The sequence below is a fragment of the Phenylobacterium sp. genome (genome assembly GCF_036263695.1).
Taxonomy (GTDB): Bacteria; Pseudomonadota; Alphaproteobacteria; order Caulobacterales; family Caulobacteraceae; genus Phenylobacterium.
Map to the genome: position 1 here is coordinate 1 of NZ_DATAGM010000086.1, position 24,195 is coordinate 24,195.

Below are 24,195 nucleotides of genomic sequence, written 5' to 3' on the forward strand. Positions count from 1 at the left end.
CCTGGATGAAGCGGCTGGGGGTGAGGCACCTGCGGACGGGCCTCTCCTGGGCCGACAGCTTTCGGCCCGATGCGCTCGCCTGGTTCGACCGGCAGATGGAGGCGCTGGCCGACTTCGAGGTGACCGTCACCTTCTGCTTCACGCCCGAGCACCGGGGGATCGAGCCGCACCACACCTCCCCGCCGCAGGTCGCCGAGGAGTTCGCCGAATTCTGCGGCCAGATGGTGCGCCGCTACGCGCCGAGCGCGCCGGCGGCCCAGCCGCTGGCCGCCACGGGCTAGGCGCGCCATGGCCGGCTGGGAGCCCACCTTCAGCTGGCTGACGCGGACGCTGGCGGTCGGGGGGGCGGTTCCGGCCGACCAGATGGAAGCGCTGGCTGCTGAGCACGGCGTCTGCGCGGTCATCGACCTTCGTCAGGAAGCCTGCGACGACGCCGAGGCGCTGAAGCGCCACGGCCTCGACTTCCTGCACCTGCCGACCCAGGATCTTTGCGCCGTCAGCGTCGAGATGCTGGAGCGGGGCGTGGCCTTCGCCCGACCGCGGCTGACGGCCGGGCGGCGGGTGCTGATCCACTGCGAGCACGGGATCGGCCGCTCGGCGACCCTGGCGCTCTGCGTGCTGGTGGACCAGGGGATGACACCGCTCGCCGCTCTGTCGCTGGCCAAGGACCGTCGTCCGCTGGTCTCCCCCAGCCCCGAGCAGTACGAGGCGTGGCGCGCCTGGCTGGAGCGGCTGCGCCCGCCCCCACCTATCCCGGACTTCGACGCCTTCAAGACCATCGCCTACCGCCACCTGCAGGCGCAGGCCTAGGGCATGCTGGTCTACGGCGAGCGCGTCCGGCGTGAAGCGGCCGACGCGATGCTGGCGCGCATCGACGCCCTGCTGGCCGACGCGGACGCCGAGCCGCTGTGGATCCTGCGCCACGAGGGCCTCGTGGCGGCGCTGATCGAAGCCGGGCGTTTGGCGCAAGGACTGGCGGACGTAGCCTTCGCCGAGCGGGGGGTGGACGCGCCCACGCCGCCGGCGGACGCAGCCATGGCCCTGACGCGTGCGATCGCCTCACAGGTCATGACCAGCCTCTCAACCCTGTCATCCCACACGCCCGGCACGGGCGATCCGGGATCCAGCGACCGCGCCTGGGAGTCCTGGGTCCCGGCTCTTCGCTCCGCCGCGGCGGGGGTGACGGTGGAGGTTAAGGCGCCGGAGGGTTATGCCTACTACGCGGTCTACCCGGAAACCTATGGGTTGGCGGCGCAGCAGGCGGGGTTCGACAAGCCGCCGGCGGTGCTCGGCCTGCGCAGCATAGGGACCAGCCTCGCGGCGATCGTGGGCGCGGCGGGGAGCGCAAGAAGCGTCGTGACAGCAAGGCCTTGCGGCCATCCTTTCGCGCGCGAGCTGAAGCTGTCGAACGAGCTGATCCAGAGGCTGAAGGGCGACGTCGCCGTCGTAGACGAGGGGCCGGGCATGTCCGGCAGCTCGTTCGGGGCGGCGGCGGACCTGCTGGAGGGGCTCGGCGTCCCGCCCGACCGGCTGTGGTTCTTCCCGAGCCATCTGGGGGACCTCGGGCCTCGGGCCTGCGAGCGGCATCGCCGACGCTGGGCCGGGGCGCGCAAGCGGCTGGTGACCTTCGAGGACTTTGCACTGGGGCGCCTTCCGGGCTGGTTCGAGGACTTGGTCGGCGAGGCGCTCGGGCCCCTCGAAGACCTCTCGGGCGGGGCTTGGCGCCAGGCGCTCAACGTCGAGGCGCCGGTCCACGCGGCGCAGGAGCGGCGGAAGTATCTGCTGCGCACCCGGACTGGGGAATTCCTGCTGAAGTTCTCGGGACTTGGCGCGACGGGTTCCGACAAGTTCGCGCGCGCCCAGGCGCTTCACGCCGCCGGCTTTGCGCCCGAGCCGCTGGCCCTGCGCCACGGGTTCCTGCTGGAGCGGTGGGTGGGCGAAGCGCGGGTCTCGACGGATCGAGACGCCTTGATGGACGTCCTTGGCCGCTACCTCGCCTTCCGGGCCGGGCGGTTCCCAGCCGCGCCTGAGGATGGCGCCCCACCCGGCGAGCTCGTCGAGATGGCGGCCTACAACGCCGGCCAGTTGCTCGGCGAGGCGGCGGCCGACGCCGTGCGGGGAAGGCTTACGCCTCTGCTCTCCGCCCCGCTGAGGCCGGTGCGGATCGACGGGCGGATGCACGCCTGGGAGTGGCTGGTCCTGCCGGACGGCCGGATCCTGAAGGCCGACGCCCTGGACCATGACGACGCCCATGACCTGGTTGGCTGCCAGGACATCGCCTGGGATGTCGCGGGGGCCTGGGTGGAGCTCGGCCTGACGCGGGAGGAAGCCGTGCGGCTCTGCGCGCGAGCCGGCGCCGACGAGGCCCTGCTGCAGGCGTTCGAAATCGCCTACCTCGCCTTTCAGGCCGGCGCCTGGACTTTCGCTCTGGCCGGCGCCGCAGCCGAGGAGCGACCCCCTATCGGGCGCCTGCTGGACGGCTACTGCAACCGCCTGGCCCAGCGACTCTGAAGAAACCGCGCCGCGAGGCCGCGGGTTAGCGCATGCGAAGGAGCGCCCCATGCCCGATCAGCCCGACCTCAATCCCGGCGACGAGGTGAAGCCCGGAACCGACCAGAGCGGCGAGCACGTCTGCCCCCGCTGCTCGGGGACCGGCCGCCAGGCCGAGGCCCCCTGCCCCGACTGCGGCGGCTCGGGTAAGATCATCGCGCTGGTGGGCGACGCCTGACCGCCACGGCCAAGCCGATTTATCCTTTGATCATTCAGGAACATGCGACCGCCGCCTCAGGTTGACCGGGCAGTCTCGCCACACCTGAAGGATACCTTATGCGCCTCGTATATCTCGCAGCCTCGGCGGCCGCGGCCGCCCTCCTCGCCGCCTGCGCCTCGGATCCCAACATGGCCGCCAGCTCGGCAGGCGACGCGGGAACCATGGCGTCCGCCGCCGCGCCGGCGGCCATGCCGCGCACCGCCTCCGCCTACGCGACCCAGGCCGCGCTCTCCGACCTCTACGAGATCACCTCCGGCCAGCTCGCCCAGAGCAAGGGGACGTCCGACCACGTAAAGCAGCTGGGCGCCACGATGGTCCAGCACCACACCCAGACCAGCCAGACGCTGAAAGCCACGCTGCCCCAGGCGGGCGTGAACGTGACGCCGCCCACCAGCCTCGATGCGCGCCGCGCGGCGATGATCGCCGAGCTGCAGAACGCCTCGGGCGCCGACTTCGACGCCAAGTTCCTGGCCCAGCAGAAGATGGCCCACCAGGAGGCTCTGGCCCTGCACTCGACCTACGCCGCCGATGGCGACAATCCGGCCCTGAAGCAGGTCGCGGCGAGCGCCACGCCCGTGATCAAGCAGCACATCGCGATGCTGCAGGGCGGCACGCACGCCGGACACTGACATCGGAAACCTCTCCCCGCGAGGCGGGGAGAGGTTTGAGAGCTACCTCGGCAGCTTGCTGGCGCCCATCAGGTAGGCGTCGACGGCCTGGGCGCACTGGCGGCCTTCGCGGATGGCCCAGACGACCAGGGACTGGCCCCGGCGCATGTCACCGCAGGTGAAGATGTTCGGCGTCGACGTCCGGTAGTCGGCGACGTTGGCCTTGACGTTGCCGCGGGCGTCGAGCTCGACGCCCGCCTGCTCGACGAAGCCCTCATGGCGCGGGCCGACGAAGCCCATGGCGAACAGCACCAGGTCCGCCTTCAGCTGGAACTCCGAGCCGGGGATCTCCTGCATGCGCATGCGGCCGTCCTCGCCGGTCACCCACTCCAGGCGGACGCACTCGACGGCGACAACCTTGCCGTTCTCGCCGATGAACCGCTTGGTGCCGACCGCGAAGTCGCGCTCGCAGCCTTCCTCGTGGGACGAGGAGGTGCGCAGCTTGAGCGGCCAGTCTGGCCAAGTCAGCTGCTTGTTCTCCCGGGCGGGGGGCTCAGGCATGATTTCCAGCTGGACCACCGAGGCCGCGCCGTGGCGGTTGGAGGTGCCGATGCAGTCCGACCCGGTGTCGCCGCCGCCGATCACGACGACGTGCTTGCCCTTTGCCGAGAGCGTGCCCTGCGGGGCCGCCACGTGCTCCGGGTCGCCCGCCACGCGCTTGTTCTGCTGAGTCAGGAACTCCATGGCGAAGTGGACGCCGTCGAGCTCACGGCCCGGCACGTCCAGGTCGCGCGGGTTCTCGGCCCCGCCGGCCATCACCAGCACGTCGTAGTCGTCCAGCAGCCGCTGGACGGAGACGTTCTTGCCGACCTCGAAGTTGGTCCGGAATATCACCCCCTCGCCTTCCATCTGCCGGATGCGCCGGTCGATGAGGTGCTTCTCCATCTTGAAGTCGGGGATGCCGTAGCGGAGCAGGCCGCCAACCCGGTCCGACTTCTCGAACACGGTAGGCGCGTGGCCGGCGCGGGCCAGCTGCTGGGCGCAGGCCAGGCCCGCGGGGCCGGAGCCGACCACCGCGACGCGCTTGCCCGTGCCGCGCGCCGAGGGCTGGGGCGTGATCCAGCCTTCTTCCCAGCCGCGGTCGACGATCTGGCATTCGATCGTCTTGATGGTCACCGGGGTGTCGATGATGTTCAGCGTGCAGGACGCCTCGCAGGGCGCCGGGCACACCCTTCCCGTGAACTCCGGGAAGTTGTTGGTGGACTGCAGGTTATCCAGCGCCTCGCGCCAGTGGTCCCGGTAGACGAGGTCGTTGAAGTCCGGGATCTGGTTATTCACCGGACAGCCGTTGTGGCAGAACGGAATCCCGCAATCCATGCAGCGCGAAGCCTGCTTGCGCACGGCCTCGACGGGCAGCGGGTGGACGAACTCCTTCCAGGTCTTCAGGCGCTCGGTCGGCGGCTCGTAGCCGCGGTCCTGACGCTCGACCTCCAGGAAGCCGGTCGGCTTTCCCATCTCGTGATGCTCCGAACTTGTCTTGTTACTCGGCGGCGACCGGAGCCGCCTGGCGTTCCGCGGCCAACTCGATCAGCGCGCGGCGATAGTCCTTGGGCATGACCTTCACGAAGTTCCCAACCTCGGCGTCCCAGTTGTCCAGGATCGCCCGGGCCCGCGCGCTGCCCGTGTATCGCAGGTGGCGCTCGATGAGGATCTTCAGCCGCTCGGCGTCGAACCGCAGCACGTCGCCCATGCCATTGTCCTCCACCGAGATGGAGCGCTGGCTGGGACGATAGGGCTCGTCCGCCGGATCGGCGCGGCCGGCCGGCTCGACCTTTTCGAGGTCGACCATGGCCATGTTGCACAGGTCCTTGAAGCGGCCGCTCGGGTCGTAGACGTAGGCGATCCCCCCGCTCATCCCGGCCGCGAAGTTGCGGCCGGTGTCGCCGAGCACCGCCACCACGCCGCCGGTCATGTATTCGCAGGCGTGGTCGCCGGCGCCTTCCACCACCGTCACGGCGCCGGAGTTGCGCACGGCGAACCGTTCGCCGGCGACGCCGTGGAAGTAGGCTTCGCCCGAGATGGCCCCGTAGAGCACCGTGTTGCCGACGATGATGTTCTGCGTCGGCTCGCGGTTGGCCTCCGGCGGCTGCTTGACCACGATCCGGCCGCCCGAGAGGCCCTTGCCGACGTAGTCGTTGCCCTCGCCGATCAGCTCGAGCGAGACGCCGCGGGCCGCGAAGGCGCCGAAGCTCTGGCCCGCCGAGCCCTTGAAGGTCAGCGAAATGGTGTCTTCGGGCAGGCCGGCGTGGCCGTAGCGCTTGGCCACCTCGCCCGACAGCATGGCGCCGGCGGTGCGGTTGACGTTCTTGATCGCGAACTCGCCGCGGACCGGCTTGCCGTTCTCCAGGGCGTCCTTGGCGAAGGCGATCAGCTCGTTGTCGAGCGCCTTCTCCAGGCCGTGGTCCTGGCGGTCCATGTTCCACAGCCCCTTCGGGCTCTCGACCGGCGCCTGGTAGAGGATGCGCGACAGGTCGACACCGTGCGCCTTCCAGTGGTCGAGCGCCTCGGCCATGTCGATGCGGTCCACCCGACCGACCATCTCGTTGACGGTCCTGAAGCCCATCTGGGCCATGATCTCCCGCAGCTCTTCGGCGACGAAGAAGAAGTAGTTGATCACGTGCTCGGGCTGGCCGGTGAAGCGCGCGCGCAGCACCGGGTCCTGGGTGGCCACCCCCACCGGGCAGGTGTTCAGGTGGCACTTGCGCATCATGATGCAGCCGGCCGCGATCAGCGGGGCGGTGGCGAAGCCGAACTCGTCGGCCCCGAGCAGCGCGCCGATGGCCACGTCCCGGCCGGTCCGCAGGCCCCCGTCCACCTGTACGGCGATGCGGGTCCGCAGGCCGTTCAGGAGCAACGTCTGCTGGGTCTCGGCCAGGCCGATCTCCCAGGGCGAGCCGGCGTGGGTCAGCGAGGTGAGCGGCGAGGCTCCCGTGCCGCCCTCGAAGCCGGAGATGGTCACGTGGTCGGCCCGGGCCTTGGCGACGCCCGCGGCGACGGTGCCGACGCCCACTTCCGAAACCAGCTTCACCGAGATGCGTGCGCCCGGATTGACGTTCTTCAGGTCGTGGATCAGCTGGGCCAGATCCTCGATCGAATAGATATCGTGGTGCGGCGGCGGGCTGATCAGGCCCACCCCCGGCGTCGAGTGCCGGACGCGCGCGATGTTCTTGTCCACCTTGTGGCCGGGCAGCTGGCCGCCCTCCCCGGGCTTGGCGCCCTGGGCCATCTTGATCTGGATGTCGTCGGCGTTGACCAGGTACTCGGTCGTGACGCCGAACCGGCCCGAGGCCACCTGCTTGATGGCCGAGCGCATGGAGTCGCCGTTCGGCAGCGGCTTGAAGCGGTCACGTTCCTCGCCGCCCTCGCCGGTGTTCGACCGGCCGCCGATGCGGTTCATGGCCAGCGCCAAGGTGGTGTGCGCTTCGCGGCTGATGGAGCCGAAGCTCATAGCGCCGGTGGCGAACCGCTTGACGATCTCCGAGGCCGGCTCGACCTCGTCGAGCGGGATCGGCTGCTCGGCGGGCTTGAGCTGCATCAGGCCGCGGATGGTCAGCAGCCGTTCGCTCTGCTCGTTGATGCTGGCCGCGAACTCCCTGTACTCGTCGGGCAGGTTGCCGCGCACGGCGTGCTGCAGCCGCGAGACGCTTTCGGGCGTCCAGGCGTGGGTCTCGCCGCGCAGGCGGAAGGCGTACTGGCCGCCCACGTCCAGCATGTTGGCGTAGATGGGGCTGTCGCCCCAGGCGTCCTTGTGCCGCCGAACCGTCTCTTCGGCGATCTCCTTCAGGCCCGCGCCCTCGATGGTCGTGGCCGTGCCGGTGAAATACTTCTCGATCACCTCGCTTGAGAGGCCGACCGCGTCGAAGATCTGGGCGCCGCAATAGGACTGGTAGGTGGAGATGCCCATCTTGGACATCACCTTCAGGATGCCCTTGCCGACCGCCTTGATGAAGTTCTTGCGGACCTCATAGGCCGACTGGGTCATGCCCGTGCGGATGCGCAGGTCTTCCAGCGTCTCGAACGCCAGGTAGGGGTTGATCCCCTCGGCGCCGTAGCCGGCCAGGACGCAGAAGTGGTGCACTTCGCGCGCTTCGCCGGTCTCAATGACCAGGCCCGTCTGCATCCGCAGACCCTGGCGGATCAGGTGATGGTGCACCGCCGCCGTGGCCAGCGCCGCCGGGATTGCGATGCGCTCGGCGCCCGCCGCCCGGTCGGAGACGATGAGGATGTTCATGTCCGCCAGCACCGCCTCGGTGGCCTCGCGGCACAGGCGGTCGAGCGCCGGCTCCAGCCCCGCCGCGCCATCTTCGGCCGGCCAGGTGGCGTCCAGCGTGGCGGTGCGGAAGGCGCCGTCCAAGAGCTCGTTGATCGAGCGGATCTTCGCCAGGTCCTCGTTGGTGAGGATCGGCTGGGAAACTTCCAGCCGCTTGTGGCTGCCGGCGTTGTGGCCGAGCAGGTTCGGCCGCGGCCCGATCATCGAGACCAGGCTCATCACCAGCTCTTCGCGGATCGGGTCGATGGGCGGGTTGGTGACCTGGGCGAAGTTCTGCTTGAAGTATTCGTACAGCAGCTTCGGCCGGCGGCTCAGCACCGCGATCGGCGTGTCGGCGCCCATGGAGCCGATCGGATCGTCGCCGATCCGGGCCATGGGCTCCAGGAAGAAGTTCATGTCCTCCTGGGTGTAGCCAAAGCTCTGCTGGCGATCGAGCAGGTCGGCCGCATCGTTGCTGAGCGCGCTCACCGGGCCGTTCGCCTCGGGCAGCTCCTCCAGCTTGAACTGGGTGTCCGCGAGCCACTGCTCGTAGGGCTCGGCGTCGGCCAGCGTCGCCTTGATCTCCTCGTCCTCGATGATCCGGCCCTGCTCCATGTCGATGAGCAGCATCTTGCCGGGCTGGAGGCGCCACTTGCGGACGATCCGCTCCTCCGGAATCGTCAGCACGCCGGCTTCCGAGGCCATGACCACGTGGTCCTGGTCGGTGATCAGGAAGCGCGCGGGGCGCAGGCCGTTGCGGTCGAGGGTCGCGCCGATCTGGCGACCGTCGGTGAAGGCCACCGCCGCGGGGCCGTCCCACGGCTCCATCAGGGCGGCGTGGTACTCGTAGAAGGCGCGCCGGCGCGCATCCATCAGCGGGTTGCCGGCCCAGGCCTCGGGGATCAGCATCATCACCGCGTGGGCGAGCGGATAGCCGCCGGCGAGCAGCAGCTCGAGCGCGTTATCCAGGCAGGCGGTGTCCGACTGCCCGTGCGGGATCAGCGGCCACATCTTGTCGAGGTCGGCGCCCAGCAGCGGGCTCTCCAGCGAACGCCGACGGGCGTTCATCCAGTTAACGTTCCCGCGGACGGTGTTGATCTCGCCGTTGTGGGCGATGAACCGGTAGGGGTGGGCCAGCTTCCAGGACGGGAAGGTGTTGGTCGAGAACCGCTGGTGCACCAGGCCCAGGGCGGACTCGGCAAGCGGGTTCGCCAGGTCCTTGTAGAAGGTCCCCACCTGGTGGGCGAGCAGCAGGCCCTTGTAGACCACCGTCCGCGTCGACAGCGACGGCATGTAGAGCTGGGTCAGGCCGGGGAGGTTCTTCTTCTTCGCCAGGTCCGCGAGCGGGTTCTGGGTCTGCTTGCGCACCGCCAGCAGCTTGCGCTCGTGGGCGTCCTGGTCCTTCACGTTCGGCCCGCGACCGATGAAGGCCTGGCGGATCACCGGCATCTGGGCCAGCACCGCTTCGCCCAGACCCGTGGTGTCCACCGGCACGTCACGCCAGCCGAGCAGCGGCTGGCGCTCCACCTTCAGGAAGTGTTCGAACTGTGCGCAGGCGACGGCGCGCGCCTCATCGTCCTGCGGCAGGAAGCACATGGCCACGGCGTATTCGCCGGCCGGCGGCAGGTCGACGCCGGCGCCCTTGGCCCAGTCGCGGTAGAGCGCGTCCGGAATCTGAATCAGGATCCCGGCGCCGTCGCCCACGAGCGGGTCGGCGCCCACCGCGCCGCGGTGGTCGAGGTTGACCAGAATCTGCAGGCCAGCCTCGATGACCTCGTGCGACTTCTTGCCTTTGATATTGGCGACGAAGCCCACACCGCACGCGTCATGTTCGTTGCGGGGGTCGTAGAGACCTTGCTGCTGGGGCAAGCCCATGCTGATCTTCCTCACTCCATACAGGCGCGCGCGAGCGCGCCCCGAAAAGGGGCCGCCCCACGCGCGATTGGAAGGGCGCGTTTACCGGCAAGTTCAGCCCTTGTCGACGGGACTCTCGCTGGGGGCGGGCAATGTTTTTCTAAACCGCCGCGTCCAGCAGCGATTTGTCTGCGCGGACGACGTCGGTGCAGCCGGTCAGGATCATGGCCGTCGACAGCTCGGCGCGAAGCGTGCCCAACATGCGTTCGATCATCGGCTGGCCGCCAGCCCCCAGCGCATAGGCCCACGCGCGGCCGATCATCACGCCCTTGGCCCCCAGCGCCAGGGCCTTGAGGATATCGAGCCCAGAGCGGACGCCGCCGTCCATCAGCACGGTCAGGTCGCCGCCGACCGCATCGGCGATCAGCGGCAGGGCGGCGATGGAGGACTTCACCCCGTCGAGCTGCCGGCCGCCGTGGTTCGAGACGACGATGCCGTCGGCCCCGGCGCGGACCGCGTCCCTCGCGTCCTCCACATCCAGCACGCCCTTCAGAACGATCGGGCCGTCCCAACTCTCGCGCACCCAGTCGATCTCCTTCCAGGCCACCGAGCGGTCGAAGTTGGCGCCGATCCAGCCCCAGAAATCGCCAAAGCCCCGCGCCTCCGGCACCGCCTTGGACACGTTGCCGAACACGTGCGGCCGGCCGTTCAGGTAGACGTCCCACAACCAGCCGGGCCGGGTCAGCCCCTGCCAGGCGCGGTTGAGGTGCGCGCCCGGCCCGGCGGCCCGCGCCGACAGGCCCGAGCGGACGTCGCGGTAGCGCGTCCCGGGGACCGGCAGGTCGACGGTGAACACCAGCACCGGGCTGCCCACATCCCTGGCCCGGGCCAAGAGCTCGCGCATGTAGCCGCGGTCCTTGAGCATGTAGAGCTGGAACCAGGGCGGCGTCCCGGCCCCCTGCCCCACCTCCTCCAGCGGGCAGATGCCGACCGTGGAGAGGCAGAAGGGCACGCCCGCCGTCTTCGCGGCGCGGGCGGCCTGCACCTCGCCACGGCGGCCGTACATGCCGGCCATCCCGACAGGCGCCAGAGCCACCGGCATCGCCATCGGCTGGCCGAACAGGGTGACGGCCGTGGAGAGCCGGCTCATGTCCCGCATCACCCGCTGGCGCAGGGGGATGGCCTCCATGTCGGCGACGTTCCGGGCCAGCGTCGCCTCGGCGTAGGAGCCCCCGTCGATGTAGTCGAAGATCATCCGCGGCAGCCGCCGCCGGGCGAGCTCGCGGTAGTCGGAAATCGATGCCGGCAGCATGGGCGGCCCCTCCTGGGCGCCGATCCTGGCTCAGTTATCTCCCGTCGTCATCGCCGGGCTTGTCCCGGCGACCCAGCCTGTTGCAGCGGTTCGGACGCAAAGGGGACGGGTGGCCGGCGTGAAGCCGGTCAGGACGAGACTGGGGGCGCAAGCTTGACCTTCCTGGCATGGCGGGACGACCCTCCCACGATGCGCGCGCTCCTCGTCGCCCTCGCCAGCCTGATGCTCAGCGCCTGCAACGTGGTGATGAGCGAGGAGCCGCTGTTCACCGACGCTGACGCGAAGCGCGCGCCGCCGTTCCGGGATGGCGCGTGGGTCTCGATGACCGCAGAGTGCCAGGCGCAGTGGCACGCCCCGAAGGCCGCCCCGCCGCCCTGCGCCGAGCACGGAGAGGTGCGCGGCGGCCGGCTGGTCCCGCCGGACGATCCCGCGCAGTCGGTGATCGTCGCCGGCGGCGGCGAGCCGCTGATCGTGCAGGTGCAGTTCACCCCGGAAGAAGCCTCCACTGGCGAGCCCTTCCGCATTCACATCTTCGGGGCGCTGAAGCCGACGCGGCGCGATGACCAGGGCCGCATCGTCGAGGCGCGCCGCTGGCTCGTGCTCTGCGGCGAGCCCCCGCCCGGCGCAGGCCAGGACAGTCTCCGCCGCGAAGAGCACCTGACCAAGAAGCTGCTGCCTGGCCTGATCCTCGACAAGGAGCTCGGCATCTGCCGGGCGCGCACCGCCGCCGTGGTCCGGAACGCCGCCCGCGCCAGCGAGGCCTGGGACGTGGAGAAGGCGGTGGTGCGATGGGTCTCCGATCCTGCGCCGTAGAACCTGCACCACACCTGGCGCATTCTGTTTGGGCTTCGGCGTCGGGGGCTGGCGGGCCGGCCCTCGCCTGCGCTAGAGCGTGCTTCGACATCTTCCTTGGAGAGTTGCGGTGAGCCAGACGATCGAGCGGCCCTGGGCCTTGATGCGCCACCACGCCGGTTGGGCAGACGTCTTCCACATCGAGCAGGAGAGCGCGGACTCGGTGACCGGCTTCTATCCCGACCGTGAGACGGTCGGCCCGCCGGTGAATTATTCGGTCCGTGCGGTGCTAGCCCGTTTCCCGACCCTGGAGGCCGCCCGCGCCGCCCGGGAAGGCGCGGTGGCCGAATGGCGCAAGCACGACGCGGGCGTCCGCGAAGCCGAGGCCAAGCTGCGCGAGGCGGAAAAGGCGCGCGAGGACGCCTGGCTGAACTGCCTGCGCGAGGCCGCCGCGGCCCACTAGCGGCCGCACGGCGTTCGTGCTCCGAGGCGACGAAGCGTCACCTCGAGCGACCACCAAATGACCGCGACGGCCGTCAGGCCGTGCACTAGAAGTGTCGGCTCCGATTGGAGCTCCAGAACTCGTCTTGACCGCTCGCTCGCCCGCAGACCTCTCATCTCTTGCAGGCGGGGGGGAGGCCGCGCGCGCCATCTCGGAGGTCGACTGGGAGCAGACGCCGCTTGGGCCTGTCAGCGCATGGCCGAGCGAACTGAAGTCGACTCTGAGGCTTATCAGCGGCTCGCTGTTTCCGAGCTACCTGGCCTGGGGACCATCGCTGATCAGCTTCCACAACGAGGCCTTCCTGCCCCTGCTCGCCGGCCGGCCGAGCGCCATGGGGCGGCCCGCCCCGGAGGTCTGGCCTGAAGTTTGGGCCGACATCGCGCCTTACGTCCTGAAGGCGCAGGCGGGCGAAGCGAGTTTCGTGGAGAACCTGCCTCTCGTCGTCGAGCGCGCCGGACGTCCCACCGCCACTTGGAGGACGCTCTCCTGCTCTCCTGTGCGGCTTGAGGACGGCTCGGTGGCTGGCGTCCTCTGGACGACCTACGACACCACCCAGAGCGTCCTCGCCGAGCGCCGGCAGGCCTTCCTGATCGAACTGAGCGACGCCTTGCGCGAGCTTGCGGCGCCCGATGCGATCACCCTCGCCGCGGCCGAGCTGCTCGGACGGTATCTGCGTGTGAACAGGGCGGGGTACGGAGAGATCGACGGGACCGGCGAGGTAGTGAAGGTCGAGCGCGATTGGACCGACGGGACAGCGGCCTCCCTGGCCGACGAGGCGCGGGTGCTGGACGCCTTCGGGCCGGAAGTCATCGCCGAGCTGCGCAGCGGCAAAACCCTGGTGGTGGAGGATTGCCGCTCCGATCCTCGCACGTCGGCCCCGAGGTACCTGCCCACGTGGGAAAGCATCGGCACGCGGGCGCTGGTGGTGACGCCGCTGCTGCGGGACGCACGCCTGACGGCCATCGTCTACGCCCACTCGGCCAGCCCGCGCAGCTGGGACGCGCTGGATGTGCGCCTCGTTGAGGACGTCGCCTCGCGCACCGCTTCCGCCGTAGAGCGTGCTCAAGTCGAAGGTCGGCTTCGCGCGGCCCTGGAGGCCGAGCGGGAAGCTCAGGAGCGCTTCAACCTGGCGCAGGAGGTTGGCGGCATCGGCGCCTGGGAATGGGACATGCTCGCCGACCAGGGCCAAGTTTCGGACACCTACAAGCGGATGCACGGCCTGGAGCACATCCAAGGGCCCCTTCGGTTCAAGGACGTGTTGACCGCCGTCCATCCGAGCGACCGCGCCGGCTATCTCGCTCGGTTGGACGCGGCGACGCGCCGCTCGGAACCCTCGTCCAACGAGTATCGCGTCGTCCTAAAGGACGGGTCCATCAGATGGATCGGCGCGAAGGGCCGGCCGCTGGTGGACGCGAGCGGCGTGGCCACGCGCGCGCTCGGCGTCGTCATCGACCTCACCGAGCGCAAGGAGGCGGAGGAGCGGCTGGGCCTCCTCATGCAGGAGGTGGATCATCGGGCGAACAACCTGATGACGGTCATCCAAGGCGCGGTGAGCCTGAGCCGCGCGGAGGACCCCGAAGAGCTCCGCCAAACGATCGTGGGTCGGGTGGAGGCGCTCGCCCGGGCGCACCAGCTGTTGGCGGTTTCCCGCTGGCGCGGGGCGGACCTCAGACGACTTGTGGAGGAAGAGCTGGCGCCCTTCACCCTGGGAGATGGAGAACGGGTCTCGATTGAGGGTCCGAGCCTCCCCCTCGGCCCGGCGGCGGCGCAGGGTATCGCCATGGTGCTGCACGAACTGGCCACTAACGCGGCCAAGCACGGCGCCCTCAGCGCCCGCGAAGGGCGGGTGAACATACGCTGGTCGACGGCCGACGACCGGCTGAATTTCCGCTGGGTCGAATCCGGGGGCCCGCGCGCCGAGGCGCCGGCGAAACGCGGCTTCGGGACGACGGTTCTTCAGCGGGCGCTGAGCGGGTCGCTGCGCGGATCCACCGAACTGAACTGGCGTCCGGAGGGCCTCGCCTGCGAGCTGTCCCTACCGCTGGCCGCGAACCAGAGCGGGACAGAGGAAAACTGAACCCCGGACAAGCCTGTCCAAGCCAGCCAGAACCTGCCGCCGCCTCGACTGTTACCTCCTCGCCCGCCGCACTTAGGACTTCGGCGAGGGAGAAGCCGATGATGGAGCTCGTCCACCCGTTCGTGCGTCCGATCGCCGACGCGCTGGAGCTCGCGGGCGTGGCTGCGGTGGTGCTCGGGGTGCTCGTGGCGAGCGCCTTGTTCGTGCGTCAGGGGGCGCGCGGCGGCGGATGGGGCGAGGCTTACGAGAGGTACCGCGCAAACCTCGGCCGAGGCATCCTCCTGGGGCTGGAGCTGCTCGTCGGCGCCGACATCATCGACACGGTGACCGCTCCGCTGACGGCCGAGAGCGTCAGCCTGCTCGCAGGCATCATCGCCATCCGCACCTTCCTCAGCTTCTCTCTCGAGACCGAGATCGAGGGCTGCTGGCCATGGCAGAGGCGCCGCAGCGAGGCGGCGCGGAACAGCTCCGGCCCATCGGGAGCGGGTCAGCCCCGCGAGGCGAGGTAGCGCTCCAGGTCCTCACTCCCGCCGATCCGTTCGTCCCCGATGAAGATCTGCGGGGTGGTCTTGACGCCTTGCTCGGCCTCGAAGGCGTCGACCTCCTCGCGGGTGCTCAGGATATGTTCGTCGATCTCGTAGCCGTGGCGCTCCAGCATCTGCCTGGCGCGTACGCCGAACGGACAGGTGTGGTCTTCGAGGACCATGCGGTAGAGGGTCGCCGTTCGTTCGGCGCTCATGAGTCTACTCCTCGGATGGGCGTCCGACCGGACGCGGATGGCCTTGGTCGTCGATGGCGACGAAGGTGAAAACCCCCTCGGTGACCTTCTCCCCTGCCGGCGAGCTGCGGCCCCGGGCCCAGGTCTCGACCTTGACCGTCATGGACGTGTCGCCGCGTTCCACTAGGTGGCAGTAGCAGCTCACCTCATCGCCGACGGCGATCGGCCGCAGGAACTTCATGGCGTCGATGGCCACGGTCGCAACCCGGCCTTCGGCTTCACGCGCGGCGAACACGCCGCCGGCGAGGTCCATCTGCGACAGCGTCCAGCCGCCGAAGATGTCGCCGCCGGGGTTGGCGTCCCGAGGCATCGCCACGACGCGCAGGTGAGCCGGGCGATCCGGCTCGCAATCGTCTGATTTCGTGGTCAAACCGGCCTCCAGGGGTGAGGCCACAACACTGAGCCAGGTGGGTTGTTCCTGCCGTGGAGCTCGGCTCCTGCGTTTCAAGCGCGCCCCTGCCGCGGCTGGGACGACAAGAACGGCGGCGCAGCAAGCGAATCTGTCACTGCCCCGCTACCACGTCTGGAAGGTAGAGCACCGGCAGTCGGAGGGCCGAGGGCCGTGCGGCGTCCAGGAAGACGGTGTTCTTGGCCACCCTAGGCTTAACGCGCGGACCGGGGTGCTCGCCGGTGTTGGGATTGACGTCGAACCGCGGGTTGTTCGACGAGGTCACGTGCACCGCCATGCGGTGGCCCTTCTCGAAGGTGATGGCCGTGTCCCACAGGTCCAGCGTCAGCTTCTCCGGGGCGTTTGGGGCCATCATCCGGATCTCGTCAGGCTTGCGGCCGGCGCGGTAGCGGGTTCGCACGGCGCTATCGAGCACGATGGCCTCGTAGCCGTCGGGGTAGACGTCGACGAGCTTGACCATGAAGTCGGTGTCTGGGCCGTCGGTGGCGGCCCACAGGTCCATAGTGACCGGCCCGGCGATCACCACGTCCTCGGCAAGCGGGGCGGTGGTGAAGCGCAGGTAGTCCTCACGCTGGCCGATCGGGCGCTGGTCCATGGGGCCGCGCTCGAAGGTCAGGTTGGCGCCGCCATAGGTCTGCACTGGCTTCTTGGGGTCGAAGCGGTAGGTGATAGGCTTGCCGGTCGCCGGTGGAGCCTTGGTGGAGAGCGAGCCGTCGGGCTGGAGATAGTAGTTCACCTCCCGCGAGCCGGGCGGCCATGATCCGAAGCTCATCCAGCGGTTCTTCGGCGAGGCCGCGCCCTTGCGGGACGCGGCCATCATGAAGGCCCGCACCGGCGGCTCGCTCATGATGCCGTTGTCGATCCCCTTCAGCCAGTAGTCGAACCAGCGGATCTCTTGCGCGTTGGCGCCGAGGCGCCCGCCGTCGGAGTATTCGATGTCGCCGGAGAGCGGCCCGTGGCCGAAGGCGCCCATCTCCAGCTTCTGGTTACCGCGCGCCCCTTCGGCGCCGTGTTCCTGCAGGTACTGGAAGTTGCGGACGTTGCCTTCGTTGAAGATGTCGTACCAGCCGCCGTAGTTGTACATTGGGATGTCGATGTAGCGGCGCAGCTCGCCGATCTCGGTCGTCGCCCAGTAGGCGCTGTCCGGATAGTTCTGGGCCGAGCGGGCGATCACCTCCTCCTTGATGCCCTGGCCGCGACTCCAATCGCCGGAGTCCTTCTGCTTGAAGGCGCCGCCGATGAAGGAGCCGGTCAGCCGCGTGGAGGGCGCGACGACGACGAACGCGGCCACGAGGTGCGGCGGGTTGTGGGTCGCGGCCATGTTGGCGGTGATGCCCATGGCCGAGCCGCCGGTGATGCCGATCTTGCCGTTGCACCAGGGCTGTTTAGCCATCCACTCGATGGTGTCGTAGCCGTCGAAGCCGTCGTTGACGAAGGCCTGGTAGAAGCCCTCCGAGCGGCCCTTCCCGCGGGTGTCCTGGACGAAATAGGCGTAGCCGGCGTCGGTGTAGCGCTTGGCCCCGGCGGGCGAGGCGAACATCGCGTCCTTGCCGTAGGGCGTGCGCATGACGATGCAGGGGAACGGCCCCTGCCCCTGAGGCAGATAGAGGTTGCCGGCAAGCTTCACCCCGTCGCGCATCTCGGCCATGAGCTCAGTGGCGCCTTCGGCGACCTTCTCGGGCCGGCCGCCGCGGACCTGCCGGGGCGCCGCCTGGGCGGCCTGGCCGGAGTTGGCCTGCGCGGCGGCTTCCTGAGCGCCGAAGTGGATGAGGCAGGCGCCCATCGCGAGCGCCGCAAGACCCTTGTGCATTTCCGTCCCCCGTAACCGGCGCCGTTCGAGCGGCGCGCTTCTGAAAACTCTAGAGCCGCCCGCCCTTCATCACGATCCAGGCGATTGCGGCGGCGATGGCGATTCCGATCAGCACCATCCATGGCGGCGCGAAGCGGATGTCCTTGGGCTCAGACGCCATCAGCCGCCGGCCGGTGACCATGGCGCCGATCAGGTTGTCGCGCTTCACGACCAGGTAGAAGACCACGGCTGCGATGTGCAGTGCGATCAGCGCCAACAGGATGTTGAACGACAGCTCGTGCCACTCGGCGAAGCGGCGGCCGAGGTCGAAGCTGACGTACTGCGAGAACGGCCCGGACTCGATGCCGTCCACGTCCACCGAGAAGAGGCCGAAGACCACCTGGCAGACCAGGGCCAGCAGCATGGCCAGCACGCTCCATCCGCCCATCGGGTTGTGGCCCGGCAGGGCCGCGGCGCCGGGCTTCAGGATGGTCCGGGCGTAGGCGGCGACGGCTGCGGGGCCCTTCAGGAACGAGCCGAACCTGGCCGTCGAACCCCCGAAGAAGCCCCAGAAGATGCGGAACACCAGGATAGCCAGGACGGTGTAGCCGCTCCACCGGTGCCAATCCATCCGGCCGATCTCGTGGGTCCACCAGGAGACGCCGACGAGGACCACGAGCGCCCAGTGGATGAGCCGGGTCGGGCCATCCCACAGGCGCACGCGGATCTTCGCGTCCGCGTCCCTCTCCGCCCCCTCCGCCACGAGCGTTAGGTCTTGACGCGGTACTTGTTGTGGCAGCCGGCGCAGGTCTTTCCCGTCGCGCCGACCTGCGGGCGGATAGCGCCCAAGTCGCCCTTGGCGGCGGCCTGACCCAGCTTGTTCGCCTCGGCCTGGAAGGCCTTCTGGGCGGCGGTGAAGCCGGCCGGGTCAGACCAGATCTCCGCCTTCGCGGCGGTCTTGACGCCGGTCTGCGGGCCCGAGCCCTTGGGGAACCAGCGGTACTGCATCGCGCCCGTGTCGGTGAGCACCTTGGCGGACTTCTGGATTACGGCGACGCTCGGCGCATCCTTCTTCAGCTCGTCGTTGATGGCCTTGAAGGCCGCGCCCTGGGCCTTGTAGCCCTGCTGCCGCGCCTTGATGACGTCTGCAACGCCCTGCCCTAGCGCAGCGCCTCCCGCCAGCGTCACGGCCAGCGCCGCCGCCGTTCCAACCCACTTGGCCTTCATGCGTCCTCGCCTATTTACTTCGAGCCCTCGCCGCGAAGCTTGGAGCGGCTCCGGCGCGACCGTCAACCGCAACCGCGTTTCAGGACGGAGATGAAGCCGATCGAACAGCTGCCTGGGCTGGGCCCGTACATGGTCCGGGTGCTCGGCGAGTTGGCGTCACGACCGAGGAGGAGCTGAGGGCGCTCGGCGCCGTGGAGGCCTACGCGCGGTTGAAGTTCTTCGTCGGCAAGGGCGTGACGCTCAACGCCTTGTACGCCATGGACGCCGCGCTCGCGGGACTCGACGGGCGCCTGCTCCCGGAACAGCGAAAGGCTGAGCTGAAAGCGGAGGTGGCGAAGCGGCTCGGTCCGGCGGGTGACAACCCCGCTCCCGTGCTGTAGAAGCCATCCCGATGATCCTCGCAGCCGGCCAATATTCGTTTTGGTACTTCGGCTATCCGACGCCTCTGGCGCCGGAAGGGGATCGCTCGGCCTAACACCCACGACAGCCGAGCCCCTGACCAGCCGCCAGAGACCTGGCGGCTTTTTTCATGCCGCCGGGACGCCCCACCCGGAGACATGAGATGACCACCGACGACCTGCGCATCAGAGACATCCAGCCGCTCAGCCCGCCCATGCAGGTGATTGGCGAGCAGCCGGCGACCTCGCTCATCACCGAGACGGTGACGACGGGCCGGCGGGCCTTCCACGACATCCTGACCGGCGCCGACGACCGGCTGGCGGTGGTGATCGGCCCCTGCTCGATCCACGAGCCGAAGTCGGCCCTCGAATACGCCCGGCGGCTGGCGGCCGAGCGTGAGCGGCACGCGGGCGAGCTCGAGATCATCATGCGGGTCTATTTCGAGAAGCCCCGCACCACCGTCGGCTGGAAGGGGCTGATCAACGACCCGGCGCTGGACGGCTCGTTCCGCATCGACGAGGGGCTGCGGCTGGCCCGCCGCGTGTTGCTGGACGTCAACGCGCTGGGGCTGCCGGCCGCGGTCGAGTTCCTGGACGTGACGACGCCGCAGTACATCGCCGACCTGGTCGCCTGGGGCGCGATCGGGGCGAGGACCACCGAGAGCCAGATTCACCGGGAGATGGCTTCGGGTCTCTCCTGCCCGGTGGGCTTCAAGAACGGCACCAACGGGGCGGTGAAGATCGCCGTGGACGCCGTGCTGGCCGCCCGCGAGCCGCACCATTTCCTGGCGGTGGGCAAGGACGGCCGCTCGGCCATCGCCGCCACCACCGGCAACGAGGACGCCCACATCGTCCTGCGCGGCGGGCGCGAGCCCAATTACGATGCGGAAAGCGTCGCCGCGGCCGTGGCCGAGCTGGAGGCGGCCGAACTGACGCCCCGGCTGATGGTCGACGCCAGCCACGACAACAGCCGCAAGAACCACGAGAACCAGCCCAGGGTCTGCGCCGACATCGCCGCCCAGATCGCAGCGGGTAGCGACCGGATCTGCGCGGTGATGGTCGAGAGCCACCTGAAGGCCGGCCGTCAGGCGCTGATCCCCGGGAGGCCGCTGGAATACGGCCAGTCGATCACCGACGCCTGCATCGACTGGGACACCAGCGTCGAGGTGCTGGAGGGGCTCGCCGCCTCAGTGCGGGCGCGGCGGGAGAAGGCGAAGGGCGGAGTGGAGATGGCGCTGAGCCGCTAGCCGGCGAGCGCCTCCTCCTCCGGCCTCGGCGAAGCCCCTCCCCCGCAGTCTGCGCTGCGGGGGAGGGGGATCGGCGCGAGAGCGCCGAGACGGAGGGGGCGCTTGCGGCCCTACCGCCGCGCGCTCTGCACCGGCACGCCTTCGGCGCGGGCGCCGCCGAGAAGGGCGCCGCAATTCGCGTCGTCGGCCAGCCCCGGGTCGATGAAGGGCAGGATGGCCGCCAGCGGGTTCACCAGGGCCCCGAGAGCCACGGCGATGCCGCCCTGGGCTATCGCCTTGCCGGGTTCGACGCCCGGCTTCGGGCTCTTGATCGGCCCCTGCAGAGTGATCGGCAGCAGCACCCGAACCAGGCGGAACTCCTTGGCGTGGCCCTGCACGCGGAAGGCCATGCGCTCGGTGTTCAGGTTGATCGAGCCCGAGCCGGTGACCAGCACCGGGCCGGTGTCGAAGACGATCTGGTTGGCGGTCATCACGCCGTCGTTGGTCTGGAAGTGGGCGACGCCGCAGCGGATGGGCGTCTGGCTCATGTCCTTGGTGAGCAAGAGGCCCAGGCCCTTGGTGACATTGACGCCCATCAGCTCGGCGAACGCCTCGCGAATGGTCCCGTTGGGCACCACCACCATCGCCTCGCCATCGGCGTTGGCCATCGCCTTGTGGACGCTGTCGCCCTCGCCGGTGAGCTTCACGCGGCCGACGAAGCCGCCGGTGAGGCCGGCCCGGCTGGCGACGCGCTGAGGCATGATGTCCTCCAGCCGGGCCCCGTTCAGGCGAAGGTCCAGGCTGGTGACGGGCACCCGGCCGCGGGCGTTGAGGCTCACGTCACCCGTGACCGAGCCCTGCGGCAGGCCCAGCCTCAGCTCCTCGGCCTTCAGGAGGGCGTTCTCGAGGGTCAGGTGCAGCCGGCCGGAGTTCAACTTCAGCGGCGCATCGACGATGGACGTGGCCCGATAGGTGACGTCCGCGTCCATGGCCCGCAGGCGGTCCACCTTCAGCGTGGAGTCGGGGAATATCCGCTGCTGGGCGCGCAGGTTGCTGGCGACCGCCTTCTGAGTAGGTGAGGCGGTTTCGCCGGGGCCAGTCTTGGGCGCGCCGCCGAACACTGCGCCAAGGTCGTCAAAATCCAGCCGCCGAGACGTCAGAGTGGCGCGAAGGAACGGCCGTTCCGGCTCGGTATCGACCGAGAGGCGGCCGGAGAGGTCGGAGTCGCCGACCCGGCCCGAGAGGTTCGAAACCCGGTAGATGGCCTCGTCGCGCGACAACCGGGCGCGCAAGCGGTACGGCGGCGTGTTGGGGAAGGCCAAGCCGGTCAGGTCGTAGATGTCGGCCATGTCGGGACCGGTGGCGGTCAGGTCCATGTTGAAGTGGCCGAGGTCGAAGGGACGCGGGATGCCGCCGCGGGCGGTGACATGGGTCGCGCCCGAGCGAATGTCGGCGTTGAACGGGTAGGTCTCGTCCGGCTGGATGTTGATCAGCGGGCCGCCGGTGATCTGGGCGCGGAACGGCGCCTGGTTCATCGTGCCTGTGCCGGAGAGCTCGAACCCCCGCTGGCCGCCCAGGTCCTCGCGGGCGTTGATCTGGCCGTTGAAGGTGAAGTCGCGCTTTTCGTCACGCAGGCGGATGACGCCGTCGTTGATGACGAAGCTGCGGATCGGGGGAAGCTTGAAAGCCTCCTTCCGTTCCGGCTGGCCCGGCTTCTTGAAATCCCAGGTGGCGCGGCCCTGACTGTCACGGAACAGGTTGACGTTCGGCTTGTCGATCGCGAGGCGCTCGATCAGCACGTCGCCCTTGAGCAGCGGCTTGAGCTGGATCTGCAGGTCGATGCCGCCCACCTCGGCCATCTTGCCCTTGCCGCCGCCGCGCCAGGCCGGGTCGCCGACCGAGACGCCGCCGACGCTGGCGCTGGGTTTCCAGGAGAACAGGTTGACGTCCAAGTCGCCGGTGATGGCCACCTGCCGGCCCGTCTTGTCCGAGGCGTAGCGGGAGAGCGGGCCGCGCAGGTAGTTCCAGTCCCACAGGTAGAGGAACAGGGCGATCGCCCCGGCCAGCAGCAGCAGCACGATACCGGTGATGGTCAGCGCCTTCCGGCTCGGGCGGCGGACCTGCACGCGGCCGACCGGCTGGCGGCCCTCGCCGGGCGGGCGCTGTCTCGGCCGCTCGGCATCACGGGCTCGGCGCAGGCGCTCGGCGGCCTGACGGCCGACACGCTTGATGCGCTCAGCTGGCCGACGGGGGGACGGCTGGGTGGTCACTGCAGACTCTCCTCGTGCGGAGCTTCAACGCACGAAGCAGCATTTGTTGTTCCCGGATCAGTGTCTCACGCCGCGTCCGGAGAAGGCGGTAAGCCCCGTAAGGATGAGGATTTTAAGGTCCAGGGTGAGCGAGCGGCGAGCGAGATACTCGGCGTCGAGCTCCACCTTGCGCGGGATGGGCAGCTCGTCGCGGCCGTTAACCTGGGCCCAGCCGGTGACGCCGGGGCGCAGGACGTGCACGCCGGCATCGGTGCGCAGGGCCACCAGGTCGTCCTGGTTGAACAGGGCGGGCCTGGGGCCGACGAGGCTCATGTCGCCCTTCAAAACGCTCCACAGCTGCGGCAGCTCGTCAAGGCTGGTGCGGCGCAGGAACCCTCCGACGGGCGTGACCCAGGCCTCCGGGTCCTGGAGCAGGTGGGTGGCGACGTTCGGCGCGCCTGTCCGCATGGTCCGGAACTTGGGCATCAGGAAGATGGCGTTGCCCCGCCCGACGCGCTTGGACCAGTGCAGCGCCGGGCCCGGGCTGTTCAGGCGCACCGCGATCGCGATGGCGAGCAGGATGGGCGAGAGGAGGAGCAGCCCCAGGCCCGCGGCGGTCACGTCGAAGGCTCTCTTGAGGGCGTCGCGCAAGGGGCGTTCCGGGATCTGAGTCGGCGGTGATGCGAGCCTGTCGGAGCGGGGACAGTCAAGCGACGTCCCCCTCCCCTGCCCATTCCCGCGAAGGCGGAACCCTTACCGATTCACGCACCGCCGGGCGCCGAACGAGTGCCGCCATCATGCGGATGCGCGGTGAACATGCGCGGTGAGAGGTGAGCCCCCCCAAGGCCCCGCGGGAGTTCGATGGCGGTTCGCACCTATGCTACCTCTCCGCCTATGAGGATCGTGTACTTGTCGTTTCCGGTGCGGGGCGCGACCGGCGGTCAGAAGATGATCTGCCGCCACGTGGAGACGCTTCGGGATCTCGGTTTCGACGCTATCGTCAGGCGGAACGTCGAGGTGGAGGACAACTTCCCCCACCACGCCCCGGTGGAGATCAACACGCCCTTCCACCCCGACGACGTGGTCGTCCTGCCGACCGACGCCCGCAACATCGTTCCCCAGGCCGCCGCCCTGAAGAACCGGGTGATCATGTTCTGCCAGGGCCACCTGGAGTTCGCGGCGACCGCGAGCCTGGACGCCGTTCGCGAGAGCCGGATCCGCGAGTTCATCGCGATCAGTCCCGCCGCTGCAAAGTCCGTTCAGCGCGCCCTTCCCGACGCCACCGTGTCAGTCGTGCCCGCCTTCGCCGACGAGCGGGTCTTCCGCCCCCTCGAGAAGCTGCACCAGATCGCTCATGCGCCGTGGAAACGGCCTGTGGAGACGGCGGCGATTTGGGCCTTGTTCCGCAACTACCACCCGCGCCATGCGCAGACCGCCTGGGCGCGGATCGAGAAGGCCACCGAGGAGCAAGTGGCCCAAGCGATGGGCCGCTCCAGCCTGTTCCTGTCCCTGTCCAAGATGGAGGGGCTTGGCCTCACTCCGCTCGAGGCGATGGCCTCCGGCTGCGTGGTCGCCGGATTCAAAGGGATCGGAGGACGGGACTTCGCGACGCCGGAGAACGGGTTCTGGGTCCCAGACGAGGATTGCGAGGCCGCTGCCGATGCCCTGGCGGAGGCCTGCGACGTATTCCTGACCGGTGGGGCTGCCCTGAAGGCCCGGCTCGAGGCTGGATACGAGACCGCCCGCCACTGGTCCTACGCGCGCTTCTGTGAAGCTCTGGAGGCGTTCTGGTCCCCGAAGGTGAGTAGGAGGCCAGCGTCCCTGACGATGTGAACGGGCGTGTGGTCGCCAGTACCGTGACTGGTTGGGCGGAGCCCCACCTGTCACCCCTCCCC

21 protein-coding genes and 1 pseudogene are annotated in these 24,195 nt (G+C 69.4%); 12 read left to right on the forward strand and 10 right to left on the reverse strand.

Annotation, left to right across the window (positions count from 1 at the left end; translation table 11 throughout):
• The 5 genes and pseudogenes from VHK87_RS03310 to VHK87_RS03330 all read left to right on the forward strand — a co-directional run.
• Window positions 1-281, forward strand: a pseudogene (locus tag VHK87_RS03310) (beta-xylosidase); the annotation flags it as partial.
• A gap of 7 nt (window positions 282-288) precedes the next feature.
• Window positions 289-810 (forward strand): protein-tyrosine phosphatase family protein, encoded by a 522-nt coding sequence (locus tag VHK87_RS03315; protein ID WP_329633475.1) that lies wholly within the window; start codon window positions 289-291, stop codon window positions 808-810.
• Between the two features lie 3 nt (window positions 811-813).
• The gene (locus VHK87_RS03320) at window positions 814-2,511 is read left to right on the forward strand and encodes a hypothetical protein (protein ID WP_329633476.1); all 1,698 of its coding nucleotides are present in this window, start codon (window positions 814-816) and stop codon (window positions 2,509-2,511) included.
• Between the two features lie 49 nt (window positions 2,512-2,560).
• On the forward strand, window positions 2,561-2,728 hold the full coding sequence (locus VHK87_RS03325) for a hypothetical protein (protein ID WP_329633477.1): 168 nt from the start codon (window positions 2,561-2,563) through the stop codon (window positions 2,726-2,728).
• A gap of 98 nt (window positions 2,729-2,826) precedes the next feature.
• On the forward strand, window positions 2,827-3,399 hold the full coding sequence (locus VHK87_RS03330) for a DUF4142 domain-containing protein (RefSeq protein ID WP_329633478.1): 573 nt from the start codon (window positions 2,827-2,829) through the stop codon (window positions 3,397-3,399).
• A gap of 42 nt (window positions 3,400-3,441) precedes the next feature.
• Here VHK87_RS03330 and VHK87_RS03335 read toward each other — a convergent pair whose 3' ends face one another.
• From VHK87_RS03335 to VHK87_RS03345, 3 genes are all read right to left on the reverse strand, one after another.
• Window positions 3,442-4,893 (reverse strand): glutamate synthase subunit beta, encoded by a 1,452-nt coding sequence (locus VHK87_RS03335; protein WP_329633479.1) that lies wholly within the window; start codon window positions 4,891-4,893, stop codon window positions 3,442-3,444.
• 25 nt (window positions 4,894-4,918) lie between these two features.
• Complete coding sequence (gltB, locus tag VHK87_RS03340; RefSeq protein WP_329633480.1) at window positions 4,919-9,562, reverse strand: glutamate synthase large subunit; 4,644 nt, start codon at window positions 9,560-9,562, stop codon at window positions 4,919-4,921.
• A 139-nt stretch (window positions 9,563-9,701) separates the two neighbouring features.
• On the reverse strand, window positions 9,702-10,853 hold the full coding sequence (locus VHK87_RS03345; protein ID WP_329633481.1) for an L-lactate dehydrogenase: 1,152 nt from the start codon (window positions 10,851-10,853) through the stop codon (window positions 9,702-9,704).
• A 189-nt stretch (window positions 10,854-11,042) separates the two neighbouring features.
• Here VHK87_RS03345 and VHK87_RS03350 point away from each other — a divergent pair, with 189 nt between their 5' ends.
• The 4 genes from VHK87_RS03350 (at window position 11,043) to VHK87_RS03365 (ending at window position 14,733) form a co-directional block, all read left to right on the forward strand.
• Complete coding sequence (locus VHK87_RS03350) at window positions 11,043-11,666, forward strand: hypothetical protein (protein WP_329633482.1); 624 nt, start codon at window positions 11,043-11,045, stop codon at window positions 11,664-11,666.
• Window positions 11,667-11,775: 109 nt separating this feature from the next.
• Window positions 11,776-12,108 (forward strand): hypothetical protein, encoded by a 333-nt coding sequence (locus VHK87_RS03355; protein WP_329633483.1) that lies wholly within the window; start codon window positions 11,776-11,778, stop codon window positions 12,106-12,108.
• Between the two features lie 124 nt (window positions 12,109-12,232).
• The gene (locus VHK87_RS03360) at window positions 12,233-14,224 is read left to right on the forward strand and encodes an HWE histidine kinase domain-containing protein (protein WP_329633484.1); all 1,992 of its coding nucleotides are present in this window, start codon (window positions 12,233-12,235) and stop codon (window positions 14,222-14,224) included.
• Between the two features lie 98 nt (window positions 14,225-14,322).
• Window positions 14,323-14,733, forward strand: a complete 411-nt coding sequence (locus VHK87_RS03365) for a DUF1622 domain-containing protein (protein WP_329633485.1) — start codon at window positions 14,323-14,325, stop codon at window positions 14,731-14,733.
• Here VHK87_RS03365 and VHK87_RS03370 read toward each other — a convergent pair.
• The 5 genes from VHK87_RS03370 to VHK87_RS03390 form a co-directional block, all read right to left on the reverse strand.
• Entirely contained in the window at window positions 14,712-14,963 is a 252-nt protein-coding gene (locus tag VHK87_RS03370) for a glutaredoxin domain-containing protein (protein WP_329633486.1), read from the reverse strand. The two genes, VHK87_RS03365 and VHK87_RS03370, sit on opposite strands and share 22 nt — an antisense overlap.
• A 4-nt stretch (window positions 14,964-14,967) precedes the next feature.
• Window positions 14,968-15,372, reverse strand: coding sequence for an acyl-CoA thioesterase (locus VHK87_RS03375; protein ID WP_329633487.1), 405 nt, complete (start codon window positions 15,370-15,372; stop codon window positions 14,968-14,970).
• A 133-nt stretch (window positions 15,373-15,505) separates the two neighbouring features.
• Entirely contained in the window at window positions 15,506-17,221 is a 1,716-nt protein-coding gene (locus VHK87_RS03380; RefSeq protein ID WP_329633488.1) for a CocE/NonD family hydrolase, read from the reverse strand.
• A 49-nt stretch (window positions 17,222-17,270) separates the two neighbouring features.
• On the reverse strand, window positions 17,271-17,963 hold the full coding sequence (locus tag VHK87_RS03385; RefSeq protein ID WP_329633489.1) for a cytochrome b/b6 domain-containing protein: 693 nt from the start codon (window positions 17,961-17,963) through the stop codon (window positions 17,271-17,273).
• 5 nt (window positions 17,964-17,968) lie between these two features.
• Entirely contained in the window at window positions 17,969-18,427 is a 459-nt protein-coding gene (locus VHK87_RS03390; RefSeq protein WP_329633490.1) for a cytochrome c, read from the reverse strand.
• On the opposite strand from VHK87_RS03390, the gene VHK87_RS03395 reads away from it, so the two are divergent.
• Together VHK87_RS03395 and VHK87_RS03400 are read left to right on the forward strand one after the other, a co-directional pair.
• On the forward strand, window positions 18,346-18,807 hold the full coding sequence (locus VHK87_RS03395; protein WP_329633495.1) for a TfoX/Sxy family DNA transformation protein: 462 nt from the start codon (window positions 18,346-18,348) through the stop codon (window positions 18,805-18,807). The two genes, VHK87_RS03390 and VHK87_RS03395, sit on opposite strands and share 82 nt — an antisense overlap.
• A gap of 182 nt (window positions 18,808-18,989) precedes the next feature.
• Window positions 18,990-20,072, forward strand: coding sequence for a 3-deoxy-7-phosphoheptulonate synthase (locus VHK87_RS03400; protein WP_329633491.1), 1,083 nt, complete (start codon window positions 18,990-18,992; stop codon window positions 20,070-20,072).
• A 110-nt stretch (window positions 20,073-20,182) separates the two neighbouring features.
• Here the strand turns inward: VHK87_RS03400 and VHK87_RS03405 are convergent, their stop codons facing one another.
• The gene (locus tag VHK87_RS03405; protein ID WP_329633492.1) at window positions 20,183-22,321 is read right to left on the reverse strand and encodes an AsmA family protein; all 2,139 of its coding nucleotides are present in this window, start codon (window positions 22,319-22,321) and stop codon (window positions 20,183-20,185) included.
• 57 nt (window positions 22,322-22,378) lie between these two features.
• Window positions 22,379-22,951 carry a sugar transferase gene (locus tag VHK87_RS03410; protein WP_329633493.1) on the reverse strand — a complete coding sequence of 191 codons (573 nt, stop codon included), beginning with the start codon at window positions 22,949-22,951 and terminating at the stop codon, window positions 22,379-22,381.
• Between the two features lie 258 nt (window positions 22,952-23,209).
• On the opposite strand from VHK87_RS03410, the gene VHK87_RS03415 reads away from it, so the two are divergent.
• Window positions 23,210-24,133, forward strand: a complete 924-nt coding sequence (locus VHK87_RS03415; RefSeq protein WP_329633494.1) for a glycosyltransferase — start codon at window positions 23,210-23,212, stop codon at window positions 24,131-24,133.
• The last annotated feature ends 62 nt before the right edge of the window (window positions 24,134-24,195 follow it).